Annotated in this window: 20 protein-coding genes; 8 read left to right on the top strand and 12 right to left on the bottom strand. The window is 67.9% G+C overall.

Going from position 1 to position 19,531, the window contains the following annotated elements; genetic code table 11:
- Positions 1 to 67: 67 nt before the first annotated feature.
- Positions 68 to 913 (top strand): tetratricopeptide repeat protein, encoded by an 846-nt coding sequence (locus tag MFF21_RS01510; protein ID WP_238309638.1) that lies wholly within the window; start codon positions 68 to 70, stop codon positions 911 to 913.
- A 165-nt stretch (positions 914 to 1,078) separates the two neighbouring features.
- Here the strand turns inward: MFF21_RS01510 and MFF21_RS01505 are convergent, their stop codons facing one another.
- The 10 genes from MFF21_RS01505 to MFF21_RS01460 form a co-directional block, all read right to left on the bottom strand.
- On the bottom strand, positions 1,079 to 2,050 hold the full coding sequence (locus MFF21_RS01505) for a type II secretion system F family protein (RefSeq protein ID WP_238309414.1): 972 nt from the start codon (positions 2,048 to 2,050) through the stop codon (positions 1,079 to 1,081).
- 88 nt (positions 2,051 to 2,138) lie between these two features.
- Positions 2,139 to 3,107, bottom strand: coding sequence for a type II secretion system F family protein (locus MFF21_RS01500; RefSeq protein ID WP_238309413.1), 969 nt, complete (start codon positions 3,105 to 3,107; stop codon positions 2,139 to 2,141).
- Positions 3,104 to 4,552: a TadA family conjugal transfer-associated ATPase gene (locus MFF21_RS01495; protein WP_238309412.1), complete on the bottom strand. Its 1,449-nt coding sequence runs from the start codon at positions 4,550 to 4,552 to the stop codon at positions 3,104 to 3,106. The genes MFF21_RS01500 and MFF21_RS01495 overlap by 4 nt, the downstream gene beginning before the upstream one ends.
- 38 nt (positions 4,553 to 4,590) lie before the next feature.
- On the bottom strand, positions 4,591 to 5,832 hold the full coding sequence (locus tag MFF21_RS01490) for a CpaE/TadZ family protein (protein ID WP_238309411.1): 1,242 nt from the start codon (positions 5,830 to 5,832) through the stop codon (positions 4,591 to 4,593).
- Positions 5,833 to 5,947: 115 nt separating this feature from the next.
- The gene (locus tag MFF21_RS01485) at positions 5,948 to 6,682 is read right to left on the bottom strand and encodes a CpaD family pilus assembly protein (RefSeq protein WP_238309410.1); all 735 of its coding nucleotides are present in this window, start codon (positions 6,680 to 6,682) and stop codon (positions 5,948 to 5,950) included.
- A 63-nt stretch (positions 6,683 to 6,745) separates the two neighbouring features.
- Complete coding sequence (locus tag MFF21_RS01480; RefSeq protein ID WP_238309409.1) at positions 6,746 to 8,257, bottom strand: type II and III secretion system protein family protein; 1,512 nt, start codon at positions 8,255 to 8,257, stop codon at positions 6,746 to 6,748.
- Positions 8,258 to 8,268: 11 nt separating this feature from the next.
- On the bottom strand, positions 8,269 to 9,054 hold the full coding sequence (cpaB, locus tag MFF21_RS01475; protein WP_238309408.1) for a Flp pilus assembly protein CpaB: 786 nt from the start codon (positions 9,052 to 9,054) through the stop codon (positions 8,269 to 8,271).
- 353 nt (positions 9,055 to 9,407) lie between these two features.
- Positions 9,408 to 9,914, bottom strand: a complete 507-nt coding sequence (locus MFF21_RS01470; RefSeq protein ID WP_238309407.1) for an A24 family peptidase — start codon at positions 9,912 to 9,914, stop codon at positions 9,408 to 9,410.
- 233 nt (positions 9,915 to 10,147) lie between these two features.
- Complete coding sequence (locus MFF21_RS01465) at positions 10,148 to 10,321, bottom strand: Flp family type IVb pilin (protein ID WP_238309406.1); 174 nt, start codon at positions 10,319 to 10,321, stop codon at positions 10,148 to 10,150.
- A gap of 535 nt (positions 10,322 to 10,856) precedes the next feature.
- Positions 10,857 to 11,027, bottom strand: coding sequence for a Flp family type IVb pilin (locus MFF21_RS01460; protein ID WP_238309405.1), 171 nt, complete (start codon positions 11,025 to 11,027; stop codon positions 10,857 to 10,859).
- 530 nt (positions 11,028 to 11,557) lie between these two features.
- Between MFF21_RS01460 and MFF21_RS01455 the strand changes: the two genes are divergently transcribed.
- From MFF21_RS01455 to MFF21_RS01440, 4 genes are all read left to right on the top strand, one after another.
- On the top strand, positions 11,558 to 12,049 hold the full coding sequence (locus MFF21_RS01455; protein ID WP_238309404.1) for a pilus assembly protein N-terminal domain-containing protein: 492 nt from the start codon (positions 11,558 to 11,560) through the stop codon (positions 12,047 to 12,049).
- A gap of 288 nt (positions 12,050 to 12,337) precedes the next feature.
- Positions 12,338 to 12,970, top strand: a complete 633-nt coding sequence (locus MFF21_RS01450) for a TadE/TadG family type IV pilus assembly protein (protein ID WP_238309403.1) — start codon at positions 12,338 to 12,340, stop codon at positions 12,968 to 12,970.
- A complete protein-coding gene (locus MFF21_RS01445) occupies positions 12,967 to 13,581 on the top strand; it encodes a TadE/TadG family type IV pilus assembly protein (protein WP_238309402.1) in 615 nt (204 codons plus the stop codon). Before MFF21_RS01450 ends, MFF21_RS01445 begins: the two co-directional genes overlap by 4 nt.
- 43 nt (positions 13,582 to 13,624) lie before the next feature.
- The gene (locus MFF21_RS01440) at positions 13,625 to 14,923 is read left to right on the top strand and encodes a TadE/TadG family type IV pilus assembly protein (RefSeq protein ID WP_238309401.1); all 1,299 of its coding nucleotides are present in this window, start codon (positions 13,625 to 13,627) and stop codon (positions 14,921 to 14,923) included.
- Positions 14,924 to 14,930: 7 nt separating this feature from the next.
- Here MFF21_RS01440 and MFF21_RS01435 read toward each other — a convergent pair whose 3' ends face one another.
- Positions 14,931 to 16,433, bottom strand: a complete 1,503-nt coding sequence (locus MFF21_RS01435) for a phosphomannomutase/phosphoglucomutase (RefSeq protein WP_238309400.1) — start codon at positions 16,431 to 16,433, stop codon at positions 14,931 to 14,933.
- Between the two features lie 153 nt (positions 16,434 to 16,586).
- Positions 16,587 to 16,844, bottom strand: coding sequence for a hypothetical protein (locus tag MFF21_RS01430; RefSeq protein ID WP_238309399.1), 258 nt, complete (start codon positions 16,842 to 16,844; stop codon positions 16,587 to 16,589).
- Positions 16,845 to 17,263: 419 nt separating this feature from the next.
- On the opposite strand from MFF21_RS01430, the gene MFF21_RS01425 reads away from it, so the two are divergent.
- The 3 genes from MFF21_RS01425 to MFF21_RS01415 all read left to right on the top strand — a co-directional run bounded on the left by MFF21_RS01425 (position 17,264) and on the right by MFF21_RS01415 (position 19,493).
- Positions 17,264 to 17,950 (top strand): 50S ribosomal protein L25/general stress protein Ctc, encoded by a 687-nt coding sequence (locus MFF21_RS01425; protein WP_238309398.1) that lies wholly within the window; start codon positions 17,264 to 17,266, stop codon positions 17,948 to 17,950.
- Between the two features lie 114 nt (positions 17,951 to 18,064).
- Positions 18,065 to 18,670 (top strand): aminoacyl-tRNA hydrolase, encoded by a 606-nt coding sequence (gene pth / locus MFF21_RS01420; RefSeq protein ID WP_238309397.1) that lies wholly within the window; start codon positions 18,065 to 18,067, stop codon positions 18,668 to 18,670.
- A 61-nt stretch (positions 18,671 to 18,731) separates the two neighbouring features.
- Positions 18,732 to 19,493: an SURF1 family protein gene (locus MFF21_RS01415; protein ID WP_238309396.1), complete on the top strand. Its 762-nt coding sequence runs from the start codon at positions 18,732 to 18,734 to the stop codon at positions 19,491 to 19,493.
- Positions 19,494 to 19,531 lie beyond the last annotated feature (38 nt).

Below are 19,531 nucleotides of genomic sequence, written 5' to 3'. Positions count from 1 at the left end.
TTAACGACCTATCACCTCTAGGCCGCTCGCGCGCTGGCGCCGCGGCTTGGTTGCGGAGAAGATCATGATGCGGCGGTTCGGCCTTTCCCCTGAGCTTTCGGGCGGGGTTGTCGGTTCGCGCCCCCTCGCCGTCGCGGCTCTGACGGTTCTTCTTCTGGCCGGCTGCCAGTCGCGTTCCCCCGAGACCACCGGCTCGATCGGGGGCGTCTCGATGTTCCAGAGCAAGCCGGAGGTCGGGGCCCGGGTGTCCAAGGCGGATGTCGATGCCCTCGCCGCCCGCTACAATTCCGACCCGTCCGATGTCGGCGCCGCGATGCGCTACGCGCGGGCCCTGCGCGCCACCGAGCAGGCGCCCCAGGCGGTCGCCGTGCTGCAACAGACGGCGTTGCGCAATCCGAAGAACCAAGCCGTGCTCGCCGCCTACGGCAAGAGCCTGGCCGAGGTCGGGCGCTTCCAGGAGGCGCTGGAGGTCCTTCAGAACGCGCATACGCCCGCGCAGCCCGATTGGCGCGTGCTCTCGGCGCAGGGCACGGTGGCCGATCAGATGGGCGATTCCGCCCGCGCCCAGGGGCTCTACGAGGCGGCCCTCAAGATCGCGCCGAACGAGCCTTCCGTCCTCTCGAATCTCGGCCTCTCCTACGCGCTCTCGCGCAAGCTCGACCTGGCCGAGACCACGCTGCGCCTCGCCGCCACGCAGCCGCGGGCCGATTCCCGCGTGCGCCAGAACCTCGCCCTCGTCCTCGGGCTGAAGGGTCGCCTGGACGAGGCCGAATCCGTGCTGCGCCAGGATCTGCCGCCGGCGGAGGTGGCCGCGAACATGACGGCGCTGCGCACCATGGCGGCCCGCGCCGGCGCGGGAAGGCCGACCCGCGCGGCTGGCCGCAAGCCGGCGCAGGTCGCCGCCGCTCAGTAAGGATCGAAGCACGCGGCCCCGGATCCCGGCCACCGGCTGGGACTGGGCCGAACCCCTGGGGCTCGCCGCCTCCGCTCATCGAGGCGGCTGGAGGCAGGGGGCCAGCGGGGGGCTCTTCCGCGCGCCTGCTCGGTTTCCACGTGAAACCGGACGGAGCCGCCGATCCTACTTGAAGCCGAAGGCCTGGATGATCGCCGGCGTCAGGATCACCACGAACAGCACGGGCAGGAAGAACAGGATCATCGGCACGGTCAGCTTCGGCGGCAGCGCGGCGGCCTTCTTCTCGGCCTCGGTCATGCGCGTGTCGCGGCTTTCCTGCGCCAGCACGCGCAGGGCCTGGCCGAGGGGCGTGCCGTAGCGCTCCGCCTGAATCAGGGCGGTGGTGAGGGCCTTGACCGATTCCAGCCCCGTGCGGTTGGCCAGGTTCTCGTAGGCGTTGCGGCGGTCGGGCAGGAAGGAGAGCTCGGCCGTCGTCAGGGCGAACTCCTCCGCCAGCACCACCGACTGGGTCGCGATCTCCGTGCTGACCCGGCGGAAGGCGTTCTCCATCGACATGCCGGATTCGACGCAGATCAGGCTCAGGTCCAGGGCGTCCGGCCAGGCCCTCTTGATCTCCGCCTGCCGCTTGCCGATCTGGTTCGAGAGATAGATCTCCGGCAGCTTGATGCCGATGAAGGTCGCGAGCAGCACCAGGCCGACGCGCACGAGGAAGGGCTGGTCGATCGCCTGGAGCACGAAGAGGTAGAACAGCGCGAACAGCGCCATCCCTGCGGGCATCACCAGCCGGAAGAAGAGGAAGGCCGTCTCCGCGCTGGTGGAGCGGTAGCCCGCCATCATCAGCTTGGCCTTGGCCGTTTCCGTGCCGAGCCATTTGCTGAGATTGAACTGCTCCACGATCCTTTTCATGTAGGCCTTCGGCTCGACGCGCAGCGAGCCCTTGCCGTTGTTGAGGCGCTCGCGCTCGCGCAGGCGGATCTGCTCGCGCTCATCGCTCACGAGCTTCATCCGCTTGCCGAGCGGGTCGGGCTCCAGCAGCGGCTGCAGCAGCGTGAAGGCGGTCGCGGCCACGGCGATGCCGGTCAGGACCATGCCGACGAAGCGGGGATCGGAGATCTTCTCTGCGATGAGCTCAAGCATGGCGTGCTCCGCCCGCGGGAAACCGGAGCGCCAGACCCGTCCGGTGCGGGCAGGGCGCGGAGAGGGAGGTCATGACGGGGACCGGCCGTCAGATGTCGAAGTTGATCATCTTCTTCATCACCAGGATGCCGACGAGCATCCAGATCCCCGAGAGCACGAGCGCGATCTTGCCGACATTCGTGGTCCAGAGCAGCGAGACGTAATCCGGGCTCGACAGATAGGTGATCAGGGCGACGCCCACCGGCAGGCAGCCGATGATCGCCGCCGAGGCCTTGGCCTCCATGCTCATCGCCTGCACCTTCGCCCGCATCTTGCGGCGCTCGCGCAGCACCCGCGACAGGTTGCCCAGCGCCTCGGAGAGGTTGCCGCCGGATTTCTGCTGGATGGCGATCACCACGGCGAAGAAGTTCACTTCGGTGACGGGCACGCGGTCATGCATGCGCAGGATCGCGTCGCTCATCGACAGGCCGAGCCCCTGGGCCTCCATCGCCATGCGGAACTCGCTGCGCAGGGGCTCGCGCGCCTCCCGCGAGATGATCCGCAGGCAATCGCCGAGGGGGATGCCCGAGCGCAGGCCGCGCACCACCACGTCGATGGCGTTCGGCAATTCCTCGACGAAGGTCTTGATGCGCCGCTTCTGCAGGAAGGCTAGGATCCAGAGCGGTAGGCCGAAGCCGCCCGCGATGAGCGCGCCGGCCGCGGTCACGGGGCTGCCGGTCATCATGAAGCCGAGGCCCGCTGTGAGCAGGGCGAGGGCGACGGAGACGAGGAGGTATTTCTGCCGCGTCCAGTCGAGCCCGGCCCGGGCGATCTTGAGATCGAGGGTGACCTTGGTCTTGTCCTTCTTGGCCTCCAGCTCCTTGAGGCTCTTGGCGACCTGCTCCCGGCGGTTGACGGCCGTGATGCGCTCGACCCCGGAGGCGCGGGAGCCCTCGATCGCCTTCCGGCGCTTCTCCGCGCGGTTCTCGCCGGAGAGCCAGGGCATCAGGACGACATAGGCCAGCGCCCCTGCGGCGACGGCGGCAAGGCCGGCCGCGAGCGGCGCGGAGCCGCTCACGGCTCGTCTCCGGTATTGCCCACGGCGGCGGCGTCCAGCGCCTCGGCCAGGGCCCGCTCCTCGCCGTAATAGCGCGCCCGCTCCCAGAAGCGCGGGCGGCCGATGCCGGTGGAGCGGTGGCGCCCGATCAGCTTGCCGTTCGCGTCCTCCCCGATGATGTCGTAGACCATGAGGTCCTGGGTGATGATGACGTCGCCCTCCATGCCCATCACCTCCGTGATGTGGGTGATGCGGCGGGAGCCGTCGCGCAGGCGCATCGCCTGGATGATGACGTCGACCGAGCCCACGATCATCTCGCGCAGGGTCCGCGAGGGCAGCGTGAAGCCGCCCATGGTGATCATGGATTCGATACGCGACAGGCATTCGCGGGGGCTGTTGGCGTGCAGCGTGCCCATGGAGCCGTCGTGGCCCGTATTCATGGCCTGGAGCAGGTCGAAGGCCTCGGGCCCGCGCACCTCGCCGACGATGATCCGCTCGGGCCGCATGCGCAGGCAGTTCTTCACGAGGTCGCGCATGGTGACCTGCCCCTGCCCCTCCATGTTCGGGGGGCGGGTTTCGAGGCGCACCACGTGCGGCTGCTGCAATTGCAGCTCGGCCGCGTCCTCGCAGGTGATCACGCGCTCGTCGTGCTCGATATAGGCGGTCAGGCAGTTGAGCAGGGTGGTCTTGCCCGAGCCGGTGCCGCCGGAGATGACCACGTTGCAGCGGGTCTTGCCGATGATCTGAAGGATCTTGGCGCCCTCCTTCGAGATCGCGCCGAACTTCACGAGCTGATCGAGGGTCAGCTTGTCCTTCTTGAACTTTCGGATCGTCAGGGCGGGCCCGTCGATGGCCAGGGGCGGGGCGATGACGTTGACGCGGGAGCCGTCCGGCAGGCGCGCGTCGCAGATCGGCGAGGCTTCGTCGACCCGGCGCCCGACCTGGCTGACGATGCGCTGGCAGATGTTCATCAGCTGCTGGTTGTCGCGGAAGCGGACATTCGTCAGCTGGATCTTGCCGCCGACTTCGATGAAGGTCCGGTCGGCCCCGTTCACCATCACGTCGGCGATGTCGTCGCGGGCGAGCAGCGGCTCCAGGGGGCCGTAGCCGAGGACGTCGTTGCAGATGTCGTCGAGCAGCTCCTCCTGCTCGGCGATCGAGAGGACGATGTTCTTGAGGCCGATGATCTCCGAGACGATGTCGCGGATTTCCTCGCGGGCCGTCTCGCCGTCGAGGCGGGCGAGCTGGGTGAGGTCGATGGCCTCGATCAGCGCGCCGAAGACCATGCTCTTCGTGCGGAAATAGTCCTCGGATTTCTGCATCGGCGGCGGCGGCGCGGCCGCCGGGCGCGCGACCGGATCGGGCGCGGCGCGGCGCGGCTCCTCCGCCGGCGGCGGAGCCGTCCGCGCGGCGGGCACGGCCGGACGGGTCGGGGTCGGGGCTGCGCTGGATCTACGACCGAACATGCCGCTGCGCTTTCAGAGCCGGGGAGGGGCGAGGCATCTCAGGACGCCTTCCGGCGCGCGAGCTTGGCGAGCAGCGGCTCGAGCAGGTTGACGCGGCTGCGCCGGACCTCGGTACGGCCGATGAGGGCGGCGGCGAGCTCCGCGAAGATCTCGACCGGCTTCGCATTGCCCTGCACCTCCGCGATCATCTGGCCGTTATTGGCCGCCGTGCCGAACAGGGCCGGCTCGAAGGCGATCGTCGCCGAGACCGTGTGGTCGAGCGCCTTGGCGAACTCGCCCACCGCGATCTCCGGGCGCTTGGGTATGCCGACCCGGTTGAGCACGACCCGGGTGGGGCGGTCGTTCGGGCGGTTCTGCTGCAGGAGGCCGAGCAGATTCTTGGTGTTGCGCAGGCCGGCGAGGTCGGGCTCCGAGACGAGGACGATCTCGTCGGCGCCGATCAGCATCCGCCGCGTCCAGGCGGTCCATTGATGCGGCACGTCGAACACCACGACGGGAATCGTCGCCCGCAGGAGCTCCACCACGTTGTCGAGGGCGGGCTCGGCGAGGTCGATGGTGCGGTCGAGGGTGGCCGGCGCCGAGAGCAGGCTGAGATTGTCGCTGCACTTCGAGAGCAGGCGGTCGATCAGGTTCGCGTCGAGGCGCTCGGGGGCGAACACCGCCTCGGCGATGCCCTGGGGCGGATCCTGGTTGAAGTTGAGGCTCGCCGTGCCGAAGGCGATGTCGAGATCGACGATGACCGTGGCCGTCCCGTCCCGCGCCACGGTCCAGGCGAGGTTCTGGGCGATGGTGGAGGCGCCCACGCCGCCCTTGGCGCCGCAGACGGCGATGGTGCGTCCGACGGGCTTGGCGCCCGGCGCGGTGAACAGGTCGGAGATCGCGGCGATCAGGCTCACGGGCTCGACCGGGGCCATCAGGTACTCGCTCACCCCCCGCTGAATGAACTGCCGGTAGAGCAGCACGTCGTTGACGTGGCCGATCACGATGACCTTGGTGCCCTCGTCGCAGACCTCGGCCAGGGCATCGAGGCATTCGAGCGGGCGCGACTTCATCCCGATCATCTCGATGACGATCACGTTGGGCGTCGGTGCGTGTCGGTAGGCTTCCACCGCCGCGGCGCCGCCGCCCATGTGCACCTTCACATGGGCCTTGTGCATCCGGCGGTCCGTGGCGACCTCCTCGATCAGGGCCGCGGTCTCGGGCGACTCGCAATAGGCCTGGATCGTGATCCGCGGGACCGGGGCGATGACGCGATCGAAGGCCTCGTTCGGGTCCGACATGACGTGCTTCCGGTTGGTGCGCCCCCCGGCGGAGCGCCGGTATCGGGCAGGGCGTTGGCAAGGGCTTTCCGGAGGCCGGGGGCGTCTCGCCGCCCCCGGCCTCCGGCCGGATCGGCTACTGGCTGACCTGAGATTTGACGCTCGCCGCGCCATCCTGGCGCCATTGCGTTGATGGATCCTTGCCTTCGCGCAGCTCGTTGATGACCTTGCTGCGGCGCACGGTGTCGATCCGGCCCTCGCTGCGGCTCTGGACGAGGTCCGTGGGGTCGGCGATCTGGGCGGCGATGTTGGAGCGCGTCGCGCAGCCGAGATTCCAGTAGGGATCGTTGCGCAGGGAGAAGGCCGGATCCGAAGTGCCGAGATCCTGCGGCCAGAGCCCGCACTGGCCCGCCACCTTGGCTTCCATGCGCTGGAAGCTCAGGCGCACGGGGGAGGCAAGGGCCGGATTGGCCACGGTGTAGCCGGAGACGACGAAGGCGCGGGCCGGGATGCCGTTCTGCGCGCCGACCGCGCGGATCGCCGCCGCGGTCCGGTCGATCGACGGCACCAGCCCGGGGGCGACGCCCTGGGGTAGGTCCACCGCCAGCGTGCCGCGGCCGAAGCGCCGGAATTCCAGTAGGAAGGCATCGAGATCCGCCGCCTGGCGCGGAGAGAGGTGGCCCGGGCCGATCGGGAACACATCGAGAGTCCGGGTGCCGTCGGCCAGGACGAAGGGGTGACGCGTGCGCACGTCGTTCGGATAGAGCGCGCCCGTCGTGTCGACCCGGTCGCTCTTGCAGGCCGCGAGGGGGCCGGCGAGGAGGGCGAGGCCGAGAAGGGCGAGGGGCATCCTGCTGCGAGGGAGGGCCATCGTTCAAGTTCCTGATGCGGCGCGCCGCGCCGGCCTTGAGCCTCGGGAAGGATTCGGTCCGGATCAGTCGGCGATGAAGCCGACGCGGCCGCGGTAGGACGCGCCGATCGGGCTGCCGCCGGCGACCCCGTAGATCTTGTTGATGCGGCCGAGCAGGACCGCCTGCGGGTCCGTCGCCTGCACGAAGCCGTCGTCGGGGCGGGAGACCTGCGAGGGCTGCATCGGCTTGGCGATGAAGGGCGTCACCATGATCATCAGCTCCGTCTCCTGGCGCTGGTAGTCGCGGGAGCGGAACAGGGCGCCGAGAATCGGCAGGTTGATGAGGCCGGGAAGCCCGCTGATCGTCTGCTTGCCGACCTGCTGGATCAGGCCCGCGGTCATCATCGTGCCGCCGGACGGCAGCTCGACGGTGGTCTCGGACTTGCGCACCTTGGTGCCGGGCACGGCCACGGCCTGATCGCCGACCGCGTAGTTGAAGCTGTTCTGCTGATCGATCTCGGTGACGTCGGTCCCGACCCGGACCGAGATGCGGTTCTCGGACAGGACGACCGGCGTGAAGGTCAGCGACACGCCGTAGGTCTTGAAGGTGATACCGGGGCTGCAGACGATGCCGACGGCGCAGGAGGCGCTGGAGGGCACCGGGTACTCGCCGCCCGCCGTGAACTTGGCCGCCTCGCCGGAGATCGCGGTGAGGGTCGGCTCGGCGAGGATGCGCGAGACGCCGGCCTGCTCGAAGGCCTTGAGCGTCGCCTGAAGCGAGAACCCGCCGCTCTTCACCGAGGCCTGCAGGAAGTTATCCGCCGGCGTGTTGCCGCCGGTGATCGGGAAGGGGTTGGACTGCGAGAGGATCGAGTGGTTGCTCGCGACCGGGTTCAGCGCCGACCAGCTGCCGCTGGTGTTGATGCCGAACTGCTTGATGACGCTGCGGGCCACCTCGACCACGGTGACGCGCAGCATCACCTGGTCGCGCTCCCGCACGGTCAGGTTGTTGATGACGGTGCCGCGCGCGCTGCCGCCGGGGGCGGCATTCCCGCCGATGCCGGTGCCGGTGCCGACGAAGGCCTGGGCCAGGTCGAAGGCGCGGGCGGCATCGGCCGCCGAGGCCACGGAGCCGGACAGGATGATCGAGTTGCCCGCGGAACGGATGTCGAAGCGGCCCTCGGGGAAGTTCTGATTGAGGATCTGGTAGAGCAGATCGAATTTCAGCTCGCTGCCGATGGTGACGTCGAGGGTGGCGATCTGGCGGCCCTCGGCATCCATCACGAAGATGGACGTGGCGCCGTTGTCGACGCCGATGACGAAGACCTTGCGGGTCGAGCGCACCACGGCGTTCGCCACCGCCGGGTTCGCCACGAAGACTTCCTTGGCGTCCCGGGGGAGATCGAGGATCAGGGAGCGCCCGCGGGTCAGCTCGATCTTGCGGGCGACGTTCGCATCGCCGGCCCCGATCGTCACCACCGTGCTGTTGGCGACGGTGGTCGGCATCTCGGCACGGGCGGCGCCCGGGGGGAGGGTGCTCAGCGCGAAGCCGGCGAGGAATGCGGAGACGGCTGCCCGGCGATGGGTCTTCAACATCGGTCCTCTCCTCACCGGCGGGTGGGCTGCTGCTTGGCCACGCCGAAGCGGACGATGGTCATCGTCCCGTCGGCGCCCGCATCGGCCATCGCCTCGGCCACCTTCCCGGCGTCCTGAATGCTGCGCAGGGACAGGGAGAGCTGGCCGACCTTCTGGGCGAGGGTGATGATCTCCGCCTGGGTCGGGGTCAGCGCGAGGGTGGCGGTCTCGCCGGTGACGACGTTCACGCCGTTCTTCTCCTGGACGACCTGCCCCACGGCGAGCACCCGCACGTCGGTCAGCACCGTCTCGGAGATCTGCTCGCCGCCATTGGCGTCGTCGCGATAGGTCTTGATCACGTCGACATGGTCGTTGGGCAGCACGAACCCGCCCGCGGTGCTCGAGCCGCGGGTGTCCGTGGTGACCGCGACCGCGCGCAGGCCGGCGGGCAGGATCGCCGACATGAAGCCGCTGCCGGCCTTCACGAGCTTCTCGGCGCGGATCGGCTCGTTGGCCAGGAAGCCCGTCCGGATGATCGAACCGGCCGTGTCCTTGATCGCGTCAGGCGCGAATTTCCGGGTGATGTAGCCGGGGGCCACGGCCTGTTCGGGCCAGGGCATCCAGCGCAGATCCTCGGGCTTCAGGGTCTGGCCCACGGGAAGATCGGCGGCGGCGACGAGGATCTCGGCGTGCTCCACCGGCGGCGGCGCGACGGCGACCGGCGCCGGGGGCGGCGGCGGATCCCCACTCATCATGAAGGCCGCGCCACCGCCTGCCACGACAGCAACGGCAAGGAGGGCAAGACGGGCTGGTTTCATCGGCGTCGCGCTGATCCGTCGACGGCGCAGGCCGCCGTCTGGCCTGAGCTTTGGGGCGGATTCGTCAAATTAAGGTTAACCGTTCGTCACGGTGCCGATCGGGGGCTGTCTCGAATGCGGAAGGTCGACAAGACGCGCTCAAGACAAGCCCGCTGGGCAACTGGAGATGGCCGGGGCAACGGCTGGTGCTGTCCCGCCGGCATCGGTCGCGCCCAAGACAAAAGCGCCGGAAGGCCGGCGCTCTGCTTCGATGGGTTCTGGAAAGACTGGATGAGAGCCCCGCCGGGCTCCACCATCCTTGTTCCGACGCGCTCCCTTTCGCCGAACTGGCCTCTGCTTCGGTGAGAAGCGCCCTAGCCGAGGGGCAGGTGCTGCCAGGCCTGCGTCATCGGCAGCACGGCGAGGGCGGCCGCGGCCAGGGCGATGCCGTAGGGGATGCCGGTTTTCGCATCGTGCAGGTGCAGCGCGAAGGGAAGCCGCGCCGTGAAACCCGGGAGCGGATAGGTGCGCATGTAGAGGATCAGCAGCGTGAGCGCCCCGCCGAAGACGGAGGCCACGAGAAGATAGTCGGCCATGTGGTCGAGCCCGATCCAGAGCGCCGTGGCCGCCGCCAGCTTCGCGTCGCCGCCGCCGATATAGCCGAGGGCGAACAGGGTGAAGGTCAGGAGCAGGGTCAGCGCGCCGGCCGCGACGTGGTTGCCGATCTCCGCCCAGCCGAGGCCCGCTCCGACGACGTAGAGGACGAAGCTGAGCATCACGAGCAGGTTGACCCGGTTTGGGATCAGCATCGTCAGGAGATCGCTCGCCGCGGCATAGGCCATCAGGAACGGGAAGACGATGCAGAGGGCGAAAGTCACCATGCCGGCCTCGATCGCGCGGGGGAGGGAAGAGCAGACCCGGGCAGCATGGCGCGACCGGGTTGAGAATTCGCCAATCCCGTTCGGAGCATCCTTCGGACCGCGGGGCGATGTCCGGGTTCCCCAAAACGGACAAGACGAGGCTGCGGCGATGGCGGCCTCGTCTTCCCATTCGGTCTGCGGTTACGCCGCAGCCTCACCGGATGCAGGCGGCGTCGAAGCGCCGCCGTTCCCGATCAGTTGGTCTTGGTGAGGGTGCTGCCGATGTTGTTGAAGGCGGTGTTGAGGTTCGAGCGCAGGGTGCCGAACAGGGCGATGAGGGCGACGGCCATCATGGCGGCGATCAGGCCGTACTCGATGGCGGTGGCACCGGACTCGTCGGAGGCGAAGCGCTTGACGATATTCTTCACGGGTGTTCTCCTTTGACTCGATAAACTTGCGAAGTAACCGTCGAAGTCTTTGGAACGCCTCGATCGGTGGCAGGGCTAGGGATAGATCACACGCGTTGATGTTGGGTTAAATTGATCCCGGAGTTCCAGTCCTGCCAAGGCAACCCGCGTCACGGTTAAGCGGACCTTGATTTGATCTCAGCAGGATTGCATGGCTGAGCTTGATTCCCGCAAGCGTAGCCATTCCGCGGGCCGAACCGGGCCTATCTTGCCAGAGCACGCTTCCAGGGCCGGGGACGTGTGAACACGGGGGCTTCGAGGGATCATGGTGCTGTCCGGCCTCGCGCCGGCGGCGTGATCCTGGCTGGGCGCATCGGGCCGCAGAATCGGTGCCGGGACACATGAGCGGTTATGCAGAAGGGCCGGCCTGACATCGTCAGGCCGGCCCTTCTGCGTTTCTCTCGATCGTCTCGGGGCGTTCTCGCCGCAGCGAAGGCCGGTTCGGTGCGGCCGCCTCATCAGGATCCGATCGGATCCCCCTGGGGCGCTGCCGAGATCACTTCTTGGTCAGGGTGCTGCCGATGTTGTTGAAAGCGACGTTGAGGTTTCCGCGCAGGGTCGTGAACAGGGCGATGAGGGCGACGGCCATCATGGCGGCGATCAGGCCATATTCGATGGCGGTGGCGCCGGATTCATTGGAGAGGAAGCGCTTGACGATGTTCTTCATGATAAAGCCCCATCTCAACCAGTCTTTTGCAAATTGATACAACGAGACGCTGTATGCGTTTCGCGCCAATGCAGAGAGACGAATGGAAAGATCCCATTGATTTTATGTTAAGCCGATAGAATACAATGCAGTTTTTGCGGAAAATTGTCGCAATGATCAGGCAAAAGTTTTGGCTCCTGAAAGAGATTGCAACCTGTGCTTGATTGTCTTTCGTGTCCTGTATTCAGGGTGGCGCGCTGTGCGTATCCCCGCCGGTTGCGGCGCTGGGCTGCGCGACGTCGCCGAAGGGGCGCGGTGGACGATCGGGCCATGGGAGGCCGGGACCGCCTGCCTGCGATGGTCTTGCGTAGGGGCGGAACGGTGCCGGCCCGAGGGGAGTCGGGCGGAGACGGGATGGGGATTAGCGGTTCTTTCACCACTCCCGCGGCATTCTCGCCGGGCTCGATGAACGATGCCGTTGACGCGCGATCCGCTGATGCGACGGGCCGGCTGCCTCCGCCGCCTCGGGGCCCGCGTGCCAGTGAGGGATCATGCTGCGCTTTCCGTCGTCCCGTCAGCGTTTCGGCTTCGCCGTGGCCGCCGCCCTTCTCGCGAGCCCGCAAGGCGCCTTGGCAAACGAGGGCAGCGAGCGCCCGGACATCACGGTGCTCGTGGACAATGCCAAGGTGATGCGGCTCCCGGAACGCACCCTCACGGTGATCATCGGCAACCCGATGATCGCGGACGTGTCGCTCCAGCGGAACGGGGTCGTCATCCTCACGGGCAAGAGCTTCGGCCGCACCAACCTGATCGCGCTCGACGGGACCGGCGCGATGCTCGCGGAGACGAGCATCTCGGTCCAGTCGCCGCCCCAGGCCTCCGTGGTCACCGTCCAGCGCGGGCTCGAGCGGGAATCCTATGCCTGCACGCCGAACTGTCAGCCCTCAGTGCAGCTCGGGGATTCGAACAAGTACTTCTCCGAGGTGAGCGGTCAGGCCGACCAGCGGCGTGCCCTCGCGACGGCCGGCGCGGCCGGTCATTGAGATGCGCCCCTCCGACAGGGTGCCTCGTCGAAGCCGCGGGAGGGATATGGTCTGGGGTTGATTGAATTAGTCGAATACAACTGGATCGGGAAATTCTGTCGAGATCGGGAGGCGCGCTGTCGCTGAGGGCGCGTTAACCGTGCCGGTCGCTGCGAAGCGTCGGAATTCGAGTCGCGCATCTTCGCAACATTTCGGAAAACTGTTTTCCGGTACCCTGCCGCTTCAACGTGGTGTTGGCCGCAGGGGCGCTTGTCGTGCCTCGGCCTTCCGTCCTGTCGAGAGCGGCCGATGGCTCCAGCGCATGACGATCCGGTCGTTCGAGAGCCTCCGCGGGAGGGCTGTCACCGGGTTCTGCGCCGCTTCGGGCGGGATGCGGGCGGTGCGACGGCCATCGAGATGGCCATCGTGCTCGTTCCCTTCCTCGCGATCCTGCTGTCGACCATCGAGACGGCGATCGTCTTCTGGGCGCAGATGTCCCTGCAGCAGGCCGTCGCCGATACGACCCGCGAGATCTACACGGGCAACTTCCAGACCGCGAACGCCAATCTCAGCAAGGCGTCCGACCTGCTCGATGCCTTCCGGAAGAAGCTGTGTCAGGAGAACGGGCAGCCGCGGAAGCTGATCTTCAACTGCGCGAACGTGAAGTTGAACATCTCCACCGTGGACGCCTTCTCGAACGTGGCGCCCCTCAGCCCCGTCACGAGCGGCAGCGGCATCCGCGACTGGAACCCGAATTTCGGCATCGGCTATGCCTGCGGCCGGGGCAACGCCATCGTGCTGGTCCAGGCGGCGGTCGATTTCCCCGTCTTCTCCACGCTGCTCAACCCGGGCACCGTCACGCTGCCGGGAGGCCGGCGCGTCCTCCAGGCCGCCAGCGTGTTCCGGGTCGAGCCCTACGACTCGACGAAGGTCTGCTCATGACCCGGCTCTTGGCAGCAGCCCGTGCCGCCTCCGCGCGGCTGCACAGCTTCCGGCACGACAGCCGCGGGCTCGCCGCCCTCGAATTCGCGATCGTCCTGCCGGTGATGCTGCTCGTCTATGTCGGCACCGCCGAACTTGCGAGCGCGGTCGACATGAGCCGCAAGGTCAGCCTCGTCACCCGCTCCGTCGCCGACATCACCGGCCGTGCCGCGCCCGACAACATGGCGCCGATCTTCGACGCCGCCCGGGTGATCCTGCAACCCTACGATTCGAACCGGGCGAAGATCGTCATCAGCGCGATGGGGGTCACGAAGGTGAACAACCAGATCACCGGCAAGGTCTGCTCCAGCGCGGCGACGAGCAACGCGTCGGCCCGGGCACGGGGGACGGTCGCCGGCACCAGCGACCTGCCGCCCGTGCCGGCGAGCTTCCAGTTCGACAAGAGCCGCTATCTCCAGGCCGAGGTCACGATGCCCTACGCTCCGCTCATGGGCTCGACCATCGTCGCGGCGATCTTCGGGCCGGGCGGCCTCACCATCAAGGAACAGATTCCGTGGGCCGAGCGCACGGATACCGAGATCGTGCTGCCCGGTGGGCAGAAATGCGCCTGATGCGTCCGGACGCTTCGCACCTTTCTATCGAGCCCGCCCTGCCATGACCCTCCTCTCGAAGGCCCTCTCGCGCATTCGCGGCCTGCCCCGCGACCGGTCGGGCCAGATGGCCGTGCTGTTCGGGATCGCCACGATCCCGCTGCTTTGCGTGGCCGGCGTTGCCATCGATTACGGGCGCCGCTCGTCGGCCAAGGTGCGTCTCGATGCGGCCCTGGACGCGGCGTTGCTCTCGGTCGTCAGCCAGCCGAGCAATACGATCGACGCGACCGCCCTTGCCGCGATGCAGACGCAGTTCCGGAGCGAGGCCGCCAAGATCCCGGGCGTGACGGTGCAGTCCTTCACGCCGAGCGTTGTGACGACCGCGTCGAAGGTCAGCCTGTCGGCCTCCTATGAGAGCACGATCGACACCACGCTCACCAAGCTGATGAATTTTTCCAGCATGAAGATTCAGGGAACCGCAGCGGCCACCCGCGGTGTCTCGCAATATATCGATTTCTATCTGCTGCTCGACAACTCGCCCTCGATGGGGCTTGCGGCGACCGATGCCGACATCGCGAAGATGCAGGCGATCACCCACGACAAATGCGCCTTCGCCTGCCACAAGCATACCTTCGACAGCAAAGGCAACATCACCGGCGACGATGCCGGAGACTATTACCATCTTGCCGCGCGCTACGGCATCAAGCTGCGGATCCAGGTGCTGCGCGACGCGGTGATGGGGCTCGTCGACCGGGCCAAGACGGCGATGAAGCTGTCCCAGCAGTACCGGATGGAGGTCTGGACCTTCAGCGACGTGCTGACGAAGGTGTCGAACCTGACAAGCAATCTCGATTCGACGAAGAGCGACGCCACCAAGATCGATCTCGCCTATTCTCTCTACGGCGAGCCGGACAACCAGACCTCCTATGAGCGCGCCCTCCCCGGCATCACGAAGACGATTCCGAAGAGCGGGACCGGCATCACGCCGGATTCGCCGATCCGGTTCCTGTTCTTCGTGACCGACGGCGTCCAGGATACGCCGATCGACGGGAGCGTCAGCGAGCCGAGCGCGGGCTACAAGATCAATGCGAACCGGTTCATCAGCCCGCTCAATCCGGCCCTGTGCAAGACCTTGAAGGACAACAACGTCCGCATCGGCATCATCTACACGATGTATCTGCCGCTCACCTCGAACAACTTTTACAACTGGTTCGTGAGCCCCTATGCGGACAAGATCCCCACCCGGCTCCAATCCTGCGCCTCGGACGGCCTGTTCTTCCCCGTCTCGACGGACGGAGACATCAGCGCGGCGATGAACAAGCTGTTCGACACCGCGGTGAACTCCGTCCGTCTGACGAATTGAGGCCGTTTCAGATCGTCTGGTTGTAGGCGCCGACTTCCGGGTTCTCCCGCAGGATGGCGTCGACGGCCTGGAACATCTCCCGCAGGCGGGCCTCCGAGACCGGGCTCTCCACCACCACGACGAGTTCGGGCTTGTTGGAGGAGGCCCGCACCAGGCCCCAGGTGCCGTCCTCGGTCGACACGCGCACGCCGTTGACGGTGACGAGATCCGTGATCGTCGCGCCGCCCACCGGCTCGCCCGCCGCCTGCATCGCCTGGAAGCGGGCGATCACCTTGTCGACGACCCCGTACTTCACCTCGTCCGGGCAATGGGGCGACATGGTCGGCGAGCCCCAGGTCTTGGGCAGGGCCCGGTAGAGATCGGCCATCGAGGCGCCGGGGTTGCGGTCGAGCATCTCGATCACCGCGATCGCGGTGATCAGCCCGTCATCGTAGCCGCGCCCGATCGGCGCGTTGAAGAAGAAGTGGCCGGACTTCTCGAAGCCGGCCAGCGCCGAGAGCTCGTTGACCCGGCGCTTGATGTAGGAATGGCCCGTCTTCCAGTAATCGGTCGTCACGCCCTGCGCCTGCAGCGCGGGATCGGTGTGGTAGAGGCCGGTCGATTTCACGTCGACGACGAAGGTCGCATTCGGGTGCAGCTTGGACAGGTCGCGGGCGAGCATCACGCCGATCTTGTCGGCGAAGATCTCCTCGCCCTCGTTGTCCACCACGCCGCAGCGGTCGCCGTCCCCGTCGAACCCGAGGCCGACATCGGCGCCGGTCTCCTTCACCTTGGCCGCGATGGCATGGAGCATCTCCATGTCCTCGGGGTTCGGATTGTAGCGGGGGAAGGTGTAGTCCGGCTCCGCATCGAGGGGGATCACCTCGACGCCGAGCCGCTCCAGGAGCTTGGGGGCGAAGGCGCCGGCGGTGCCGTTGCCGCAGGCGGCCACCACCTTGAGCTTGCGCGTGATCGGCTTGGCCCGCTCCAGGAGGTCGGCGAGATAGGTCTCCGCGAAGTTCGGCACGAATTCGTAGGCGCCGCCCTCGCGATACTGGAAGGCGCCGCTCGTCACGATCTCCTTGAGCCGGCTCATCTCCTCCGGGCCGAAGGTCATCGGACGGTTGGCGCCCATCTTCACGCCGGTCCAGCCGTTGTCGTTGTGCGAGGCGGTCACCATCGCCACGCAGGGGCAGTCGAGGGCGAATTGCCCGAAATAGGCCATGGGCGAGAGGGCCAGCCCGATATCCTTCACCCGCAGGCCCGCCGCCTGCATGCCGGCGATCAGCGCCAGCTTGATGGAGGAGGAATAGGCCCGGAAATCGTGGCCGGTCACGATCTCGGGGCGCACGCCGAGCTCGTGCACGAGGGTGCCGATGCCGAGCCCCAGGGCCTGCACGCCCATCAGGTTGATTTCCTGCGGGAACAGCCAGCGGGCGTCGTATTCCCGGAAGCCCGTGGGCTTCACCAGGGGAAGCTGCTCGAACGCGAAGGTGTTCGGCGTCAGCGATGCCTGCGGTTGAGGAAACATGCGGCCCTTCCCGATCGATCGTCGTGTGCGTCGTCGGGAGTAGCCGGTTGGCCGCATGGGGGGAAGCGGCCACCGGGGCCTGTCGGGGCCAAAAAGTGTTAACCAGACAGGCCGGGCCGCCGCAACGGCCCGACCTTTTCTGCGCGGCCGCGATCAGTGCGGCTTGGCGGTGCCCGTGCTGCTGGAGCCGCTGCCGGACGAGCCGGAGGTGGTGGAACCGGTCGAGCCCGTGGTGTCGCCCGCACCGTCCTTCTTGCCGAAGCCGGCCGCGTTGGGCGAGCCCTGCATCCGGCCCTGATCCTGCTGCATCTCGTGGCCGGGCGCCTTCGAGGAGGCGCCCCGGTCTTCCGCGGCCATGGCGGCCGTCGCGAAGCCGAAAGCGGTCAGGAGCGCAATCGCCGAGACTTTCATGGGTTTCCTCCAGGTTATGTTGAACAGCCGGAAAACGTTGCCGCCGTTCGGGTCGTTCCGGAAAAAGGCGATGCCGGATCCTCCGCGGTCGAAGGGCGGGCTCTCCTCTGCGCAGATCTGGGCGAGGACCGGATCCGGCGGCGGGGAGCTTAGATAAGGCTCCGCTTCGCGCCGCGACGATTTCCGTCGACGCGGCGATGTCTTCGCGTCACCGACCGAAGATTGCCGTCGTGCGCCGCGCGATGGGGCGGCGGAAGGCGCACGGTCCGCATTGCGCAGGCCCTCGGATGCGTGTATGGGCGGGAGGCGCCCTTGAGACACCCTTGGAGGCACGGGCGCATCGGGGATCGGTAGCTGGGCCGTCCGTTTCGGGCGGCCTTTGTCGTTCCTCCGAACCGCAATCGAAAAAGGATCACGCCATGAGCGCAATCAAGCCGCTTGAGGCCGTGGCACGCGACCGGGTCGGCAAGGGGGCCGCCCGGGCCGTTCGTCGCCAGGGCCAGATTCCCGCCGTCATCTACGGCGGCGGCCAGGCCCCGCAGGCCATCGCCATCGACCTCATCCGCACCCGCACCCTGATCTATGCCGGTGGCTTCAAGACCACCGTGTTCGAGATCGCCGCCGGCGGCAAGAAGATCCGCGCCATCCCGCGCGACTTCCAGCTCGACCCGGTGACCGGCGTGCCGCTGCATGTCGACTTCCTGCGCGTCGTCTCCGGCCAGACCGTGACGGTCGAGGTGCCCGTGCACTTCCTCCACGAGGAGGCTGCGCCCGGCATCAAGAAGAACGGCGGCACGCTGAACATCGCCAAGCACACCCTCGAGCTCGACGTCGCCCCGGACCAGATCCCGGATGCCATCGAGATCGACCTGACCGGCCGCCAGATCGGCGACGTCATCCACGCCTCCGACGTGAAGTTCCCGGCCGGCACCTATACCGGCGCCGCCGAGGACGTGGTCGCCAACATCGTGCCGCCGACGGTGCTCGGCGCCGAGGTCGAGGCCGAGGAAGCCGCCATCGCCGAGGCCCAGTCCGCCGAGGCCGCCGAGGAGAAGGCGGAGACCGAGGGCGAGGCTGCCGACGAAGCGAAGTCCGACGAGGCCTGAGCTTTGGGGCTTCGGCCCGATCGCTTGCCCTGACGATGCCCCGGCACCCTGCCGGGGCATTTTTTTCGTTTCGGAAGGCCCGTTCCCTCCCGTCTCCTGCGAAGGCGAGGTTCCATGCGGCTCATCGTCGGCCTGGGCAATCCCGGCCCGCGCTACGCGCACAACCGCCACAATATCGGCTTCCTGGCCCTCGACGAGATCGCGCGGGTGCACCGGGCGGCCCCGTTCCGGAAGCGCTTCCAGGGCGAGGCGAGCGAGGCGGTGCTCGGCAGCGAGCGCGTCATCCTGCTGAAGCCCCTCACCTACATGAACGAGTCCGGCCGCTCGGTCGCGGAGGCGCAGCGCTTCTACAAGATCGCCCTCTCCGACGTGATGGTGCTGCACGACGAGCTCGATCTCGCCCCGGCCAAGCTCCGGGTGAAGACCGGCGGCGGCAATGCCGGCCATAACGGCCTGCGCTCGATCACGGCGCAATGCGGCAACGATTATCGCCGGGTCCGCCTCGGCATCGGGCATCCCGGGGACAAGGCCCTGGTCCACGCCTACGTGCTCAACGACTTCGCCAAGGCCGAGGAGCCCTGGGTCGAGGATCTCTGCCGGGCGGTGGCCGACCATGCGCCCCTGCTCGCCGCCGGCGAGGATGCGAGCTTCCAGAACAAGGTCCATCTCGCCATGGCGGGGCGGGGCTGGGACGAGCAGAAGCCGATCGGCCGCAATTGACGCCGCGGGCGGGCAACGGGATATCCCTGCCGCCCCGTCCCGGCCGAGGAGTTCACCACCGTTGAGCCAGCAAGCGGCTTATCCTGCGCCCGCGCCCTGGCGCCGCCTGATCGCGCCCGGCCTCGCCACCCTCGTCTGCCTCGCGATCCTGCTGGGACTCGGGTTCTGGCAGCTCGCCCGCAAGGGCGAGAAGGAGGCGTTGATCGCCCGCATCGTCGAGCGCACCCGGGCCGCGCCGGTGCCGCCTCCCCCCTTCGAGGCCTGGGATGCGAAGGCCGACGAATTCCGGCACGTCGCCGCCGAGGGCGTGCTCCTGAACGACCGCGAGACGCTGGTCCACGGGCTCGCTCCCGGCGACACGCCCGGTCGCGCCCTCCAGGGCTATTACGTGATCACCCCGCTCCAGCGGGCGGACGGCTCGGTCATCCTGGTCAATCGCGGCATCGTGCCGACCGAATTGAAGAACCCGGAGGACCGCAAGGCCGGCCAGATCGCGGGCGAGACCCGGGTCTCCGGCATGCTGCGGGCGAGCGAGCCCCGCGGCCTGTTCGTGCCGGCGCCGGATCCGGCCCGGGGCGAATGGTTCAACCGCGACATCGCCGGCATCGCGGCGGCGCGGGGGCTCGATCGGGTGGCGCCCTACATGATCGAGGCGGATGCGACCGCCAATCCCGGCAGCTGGCCGCGGGGCGGCCAGCTGCGGGTCGACCTGCCCAACAACCACCTGCAATACGCCTTCACCTGGTTCGGCATCGCCGCCTGCCTGGTGGGCGTCTTCTCGGTCTTCTCCGCCCGCCGCCTCAAGGAGGCCCAGGCGGATTGAGGGACGGGCCGCTCCGGCGAACCGGAAGCGGCCTCGGC

Source organism: Methylobacterium organophilum (assembly GCF_022179465.1).
In the GTDB taxonomy this organism is placed as follows: domain Bacteria; phylum Pseudomonadota; class Alphaproteobacteria; order Rhizobiales; family Beijerinckiaceae; genus Methylobacterium; species Methylobacterium organophilum.
Note: the sequence above shows the minus strand (reverse complement) of the source record. Positions and strands in the feature narration are given on the sequence as shown.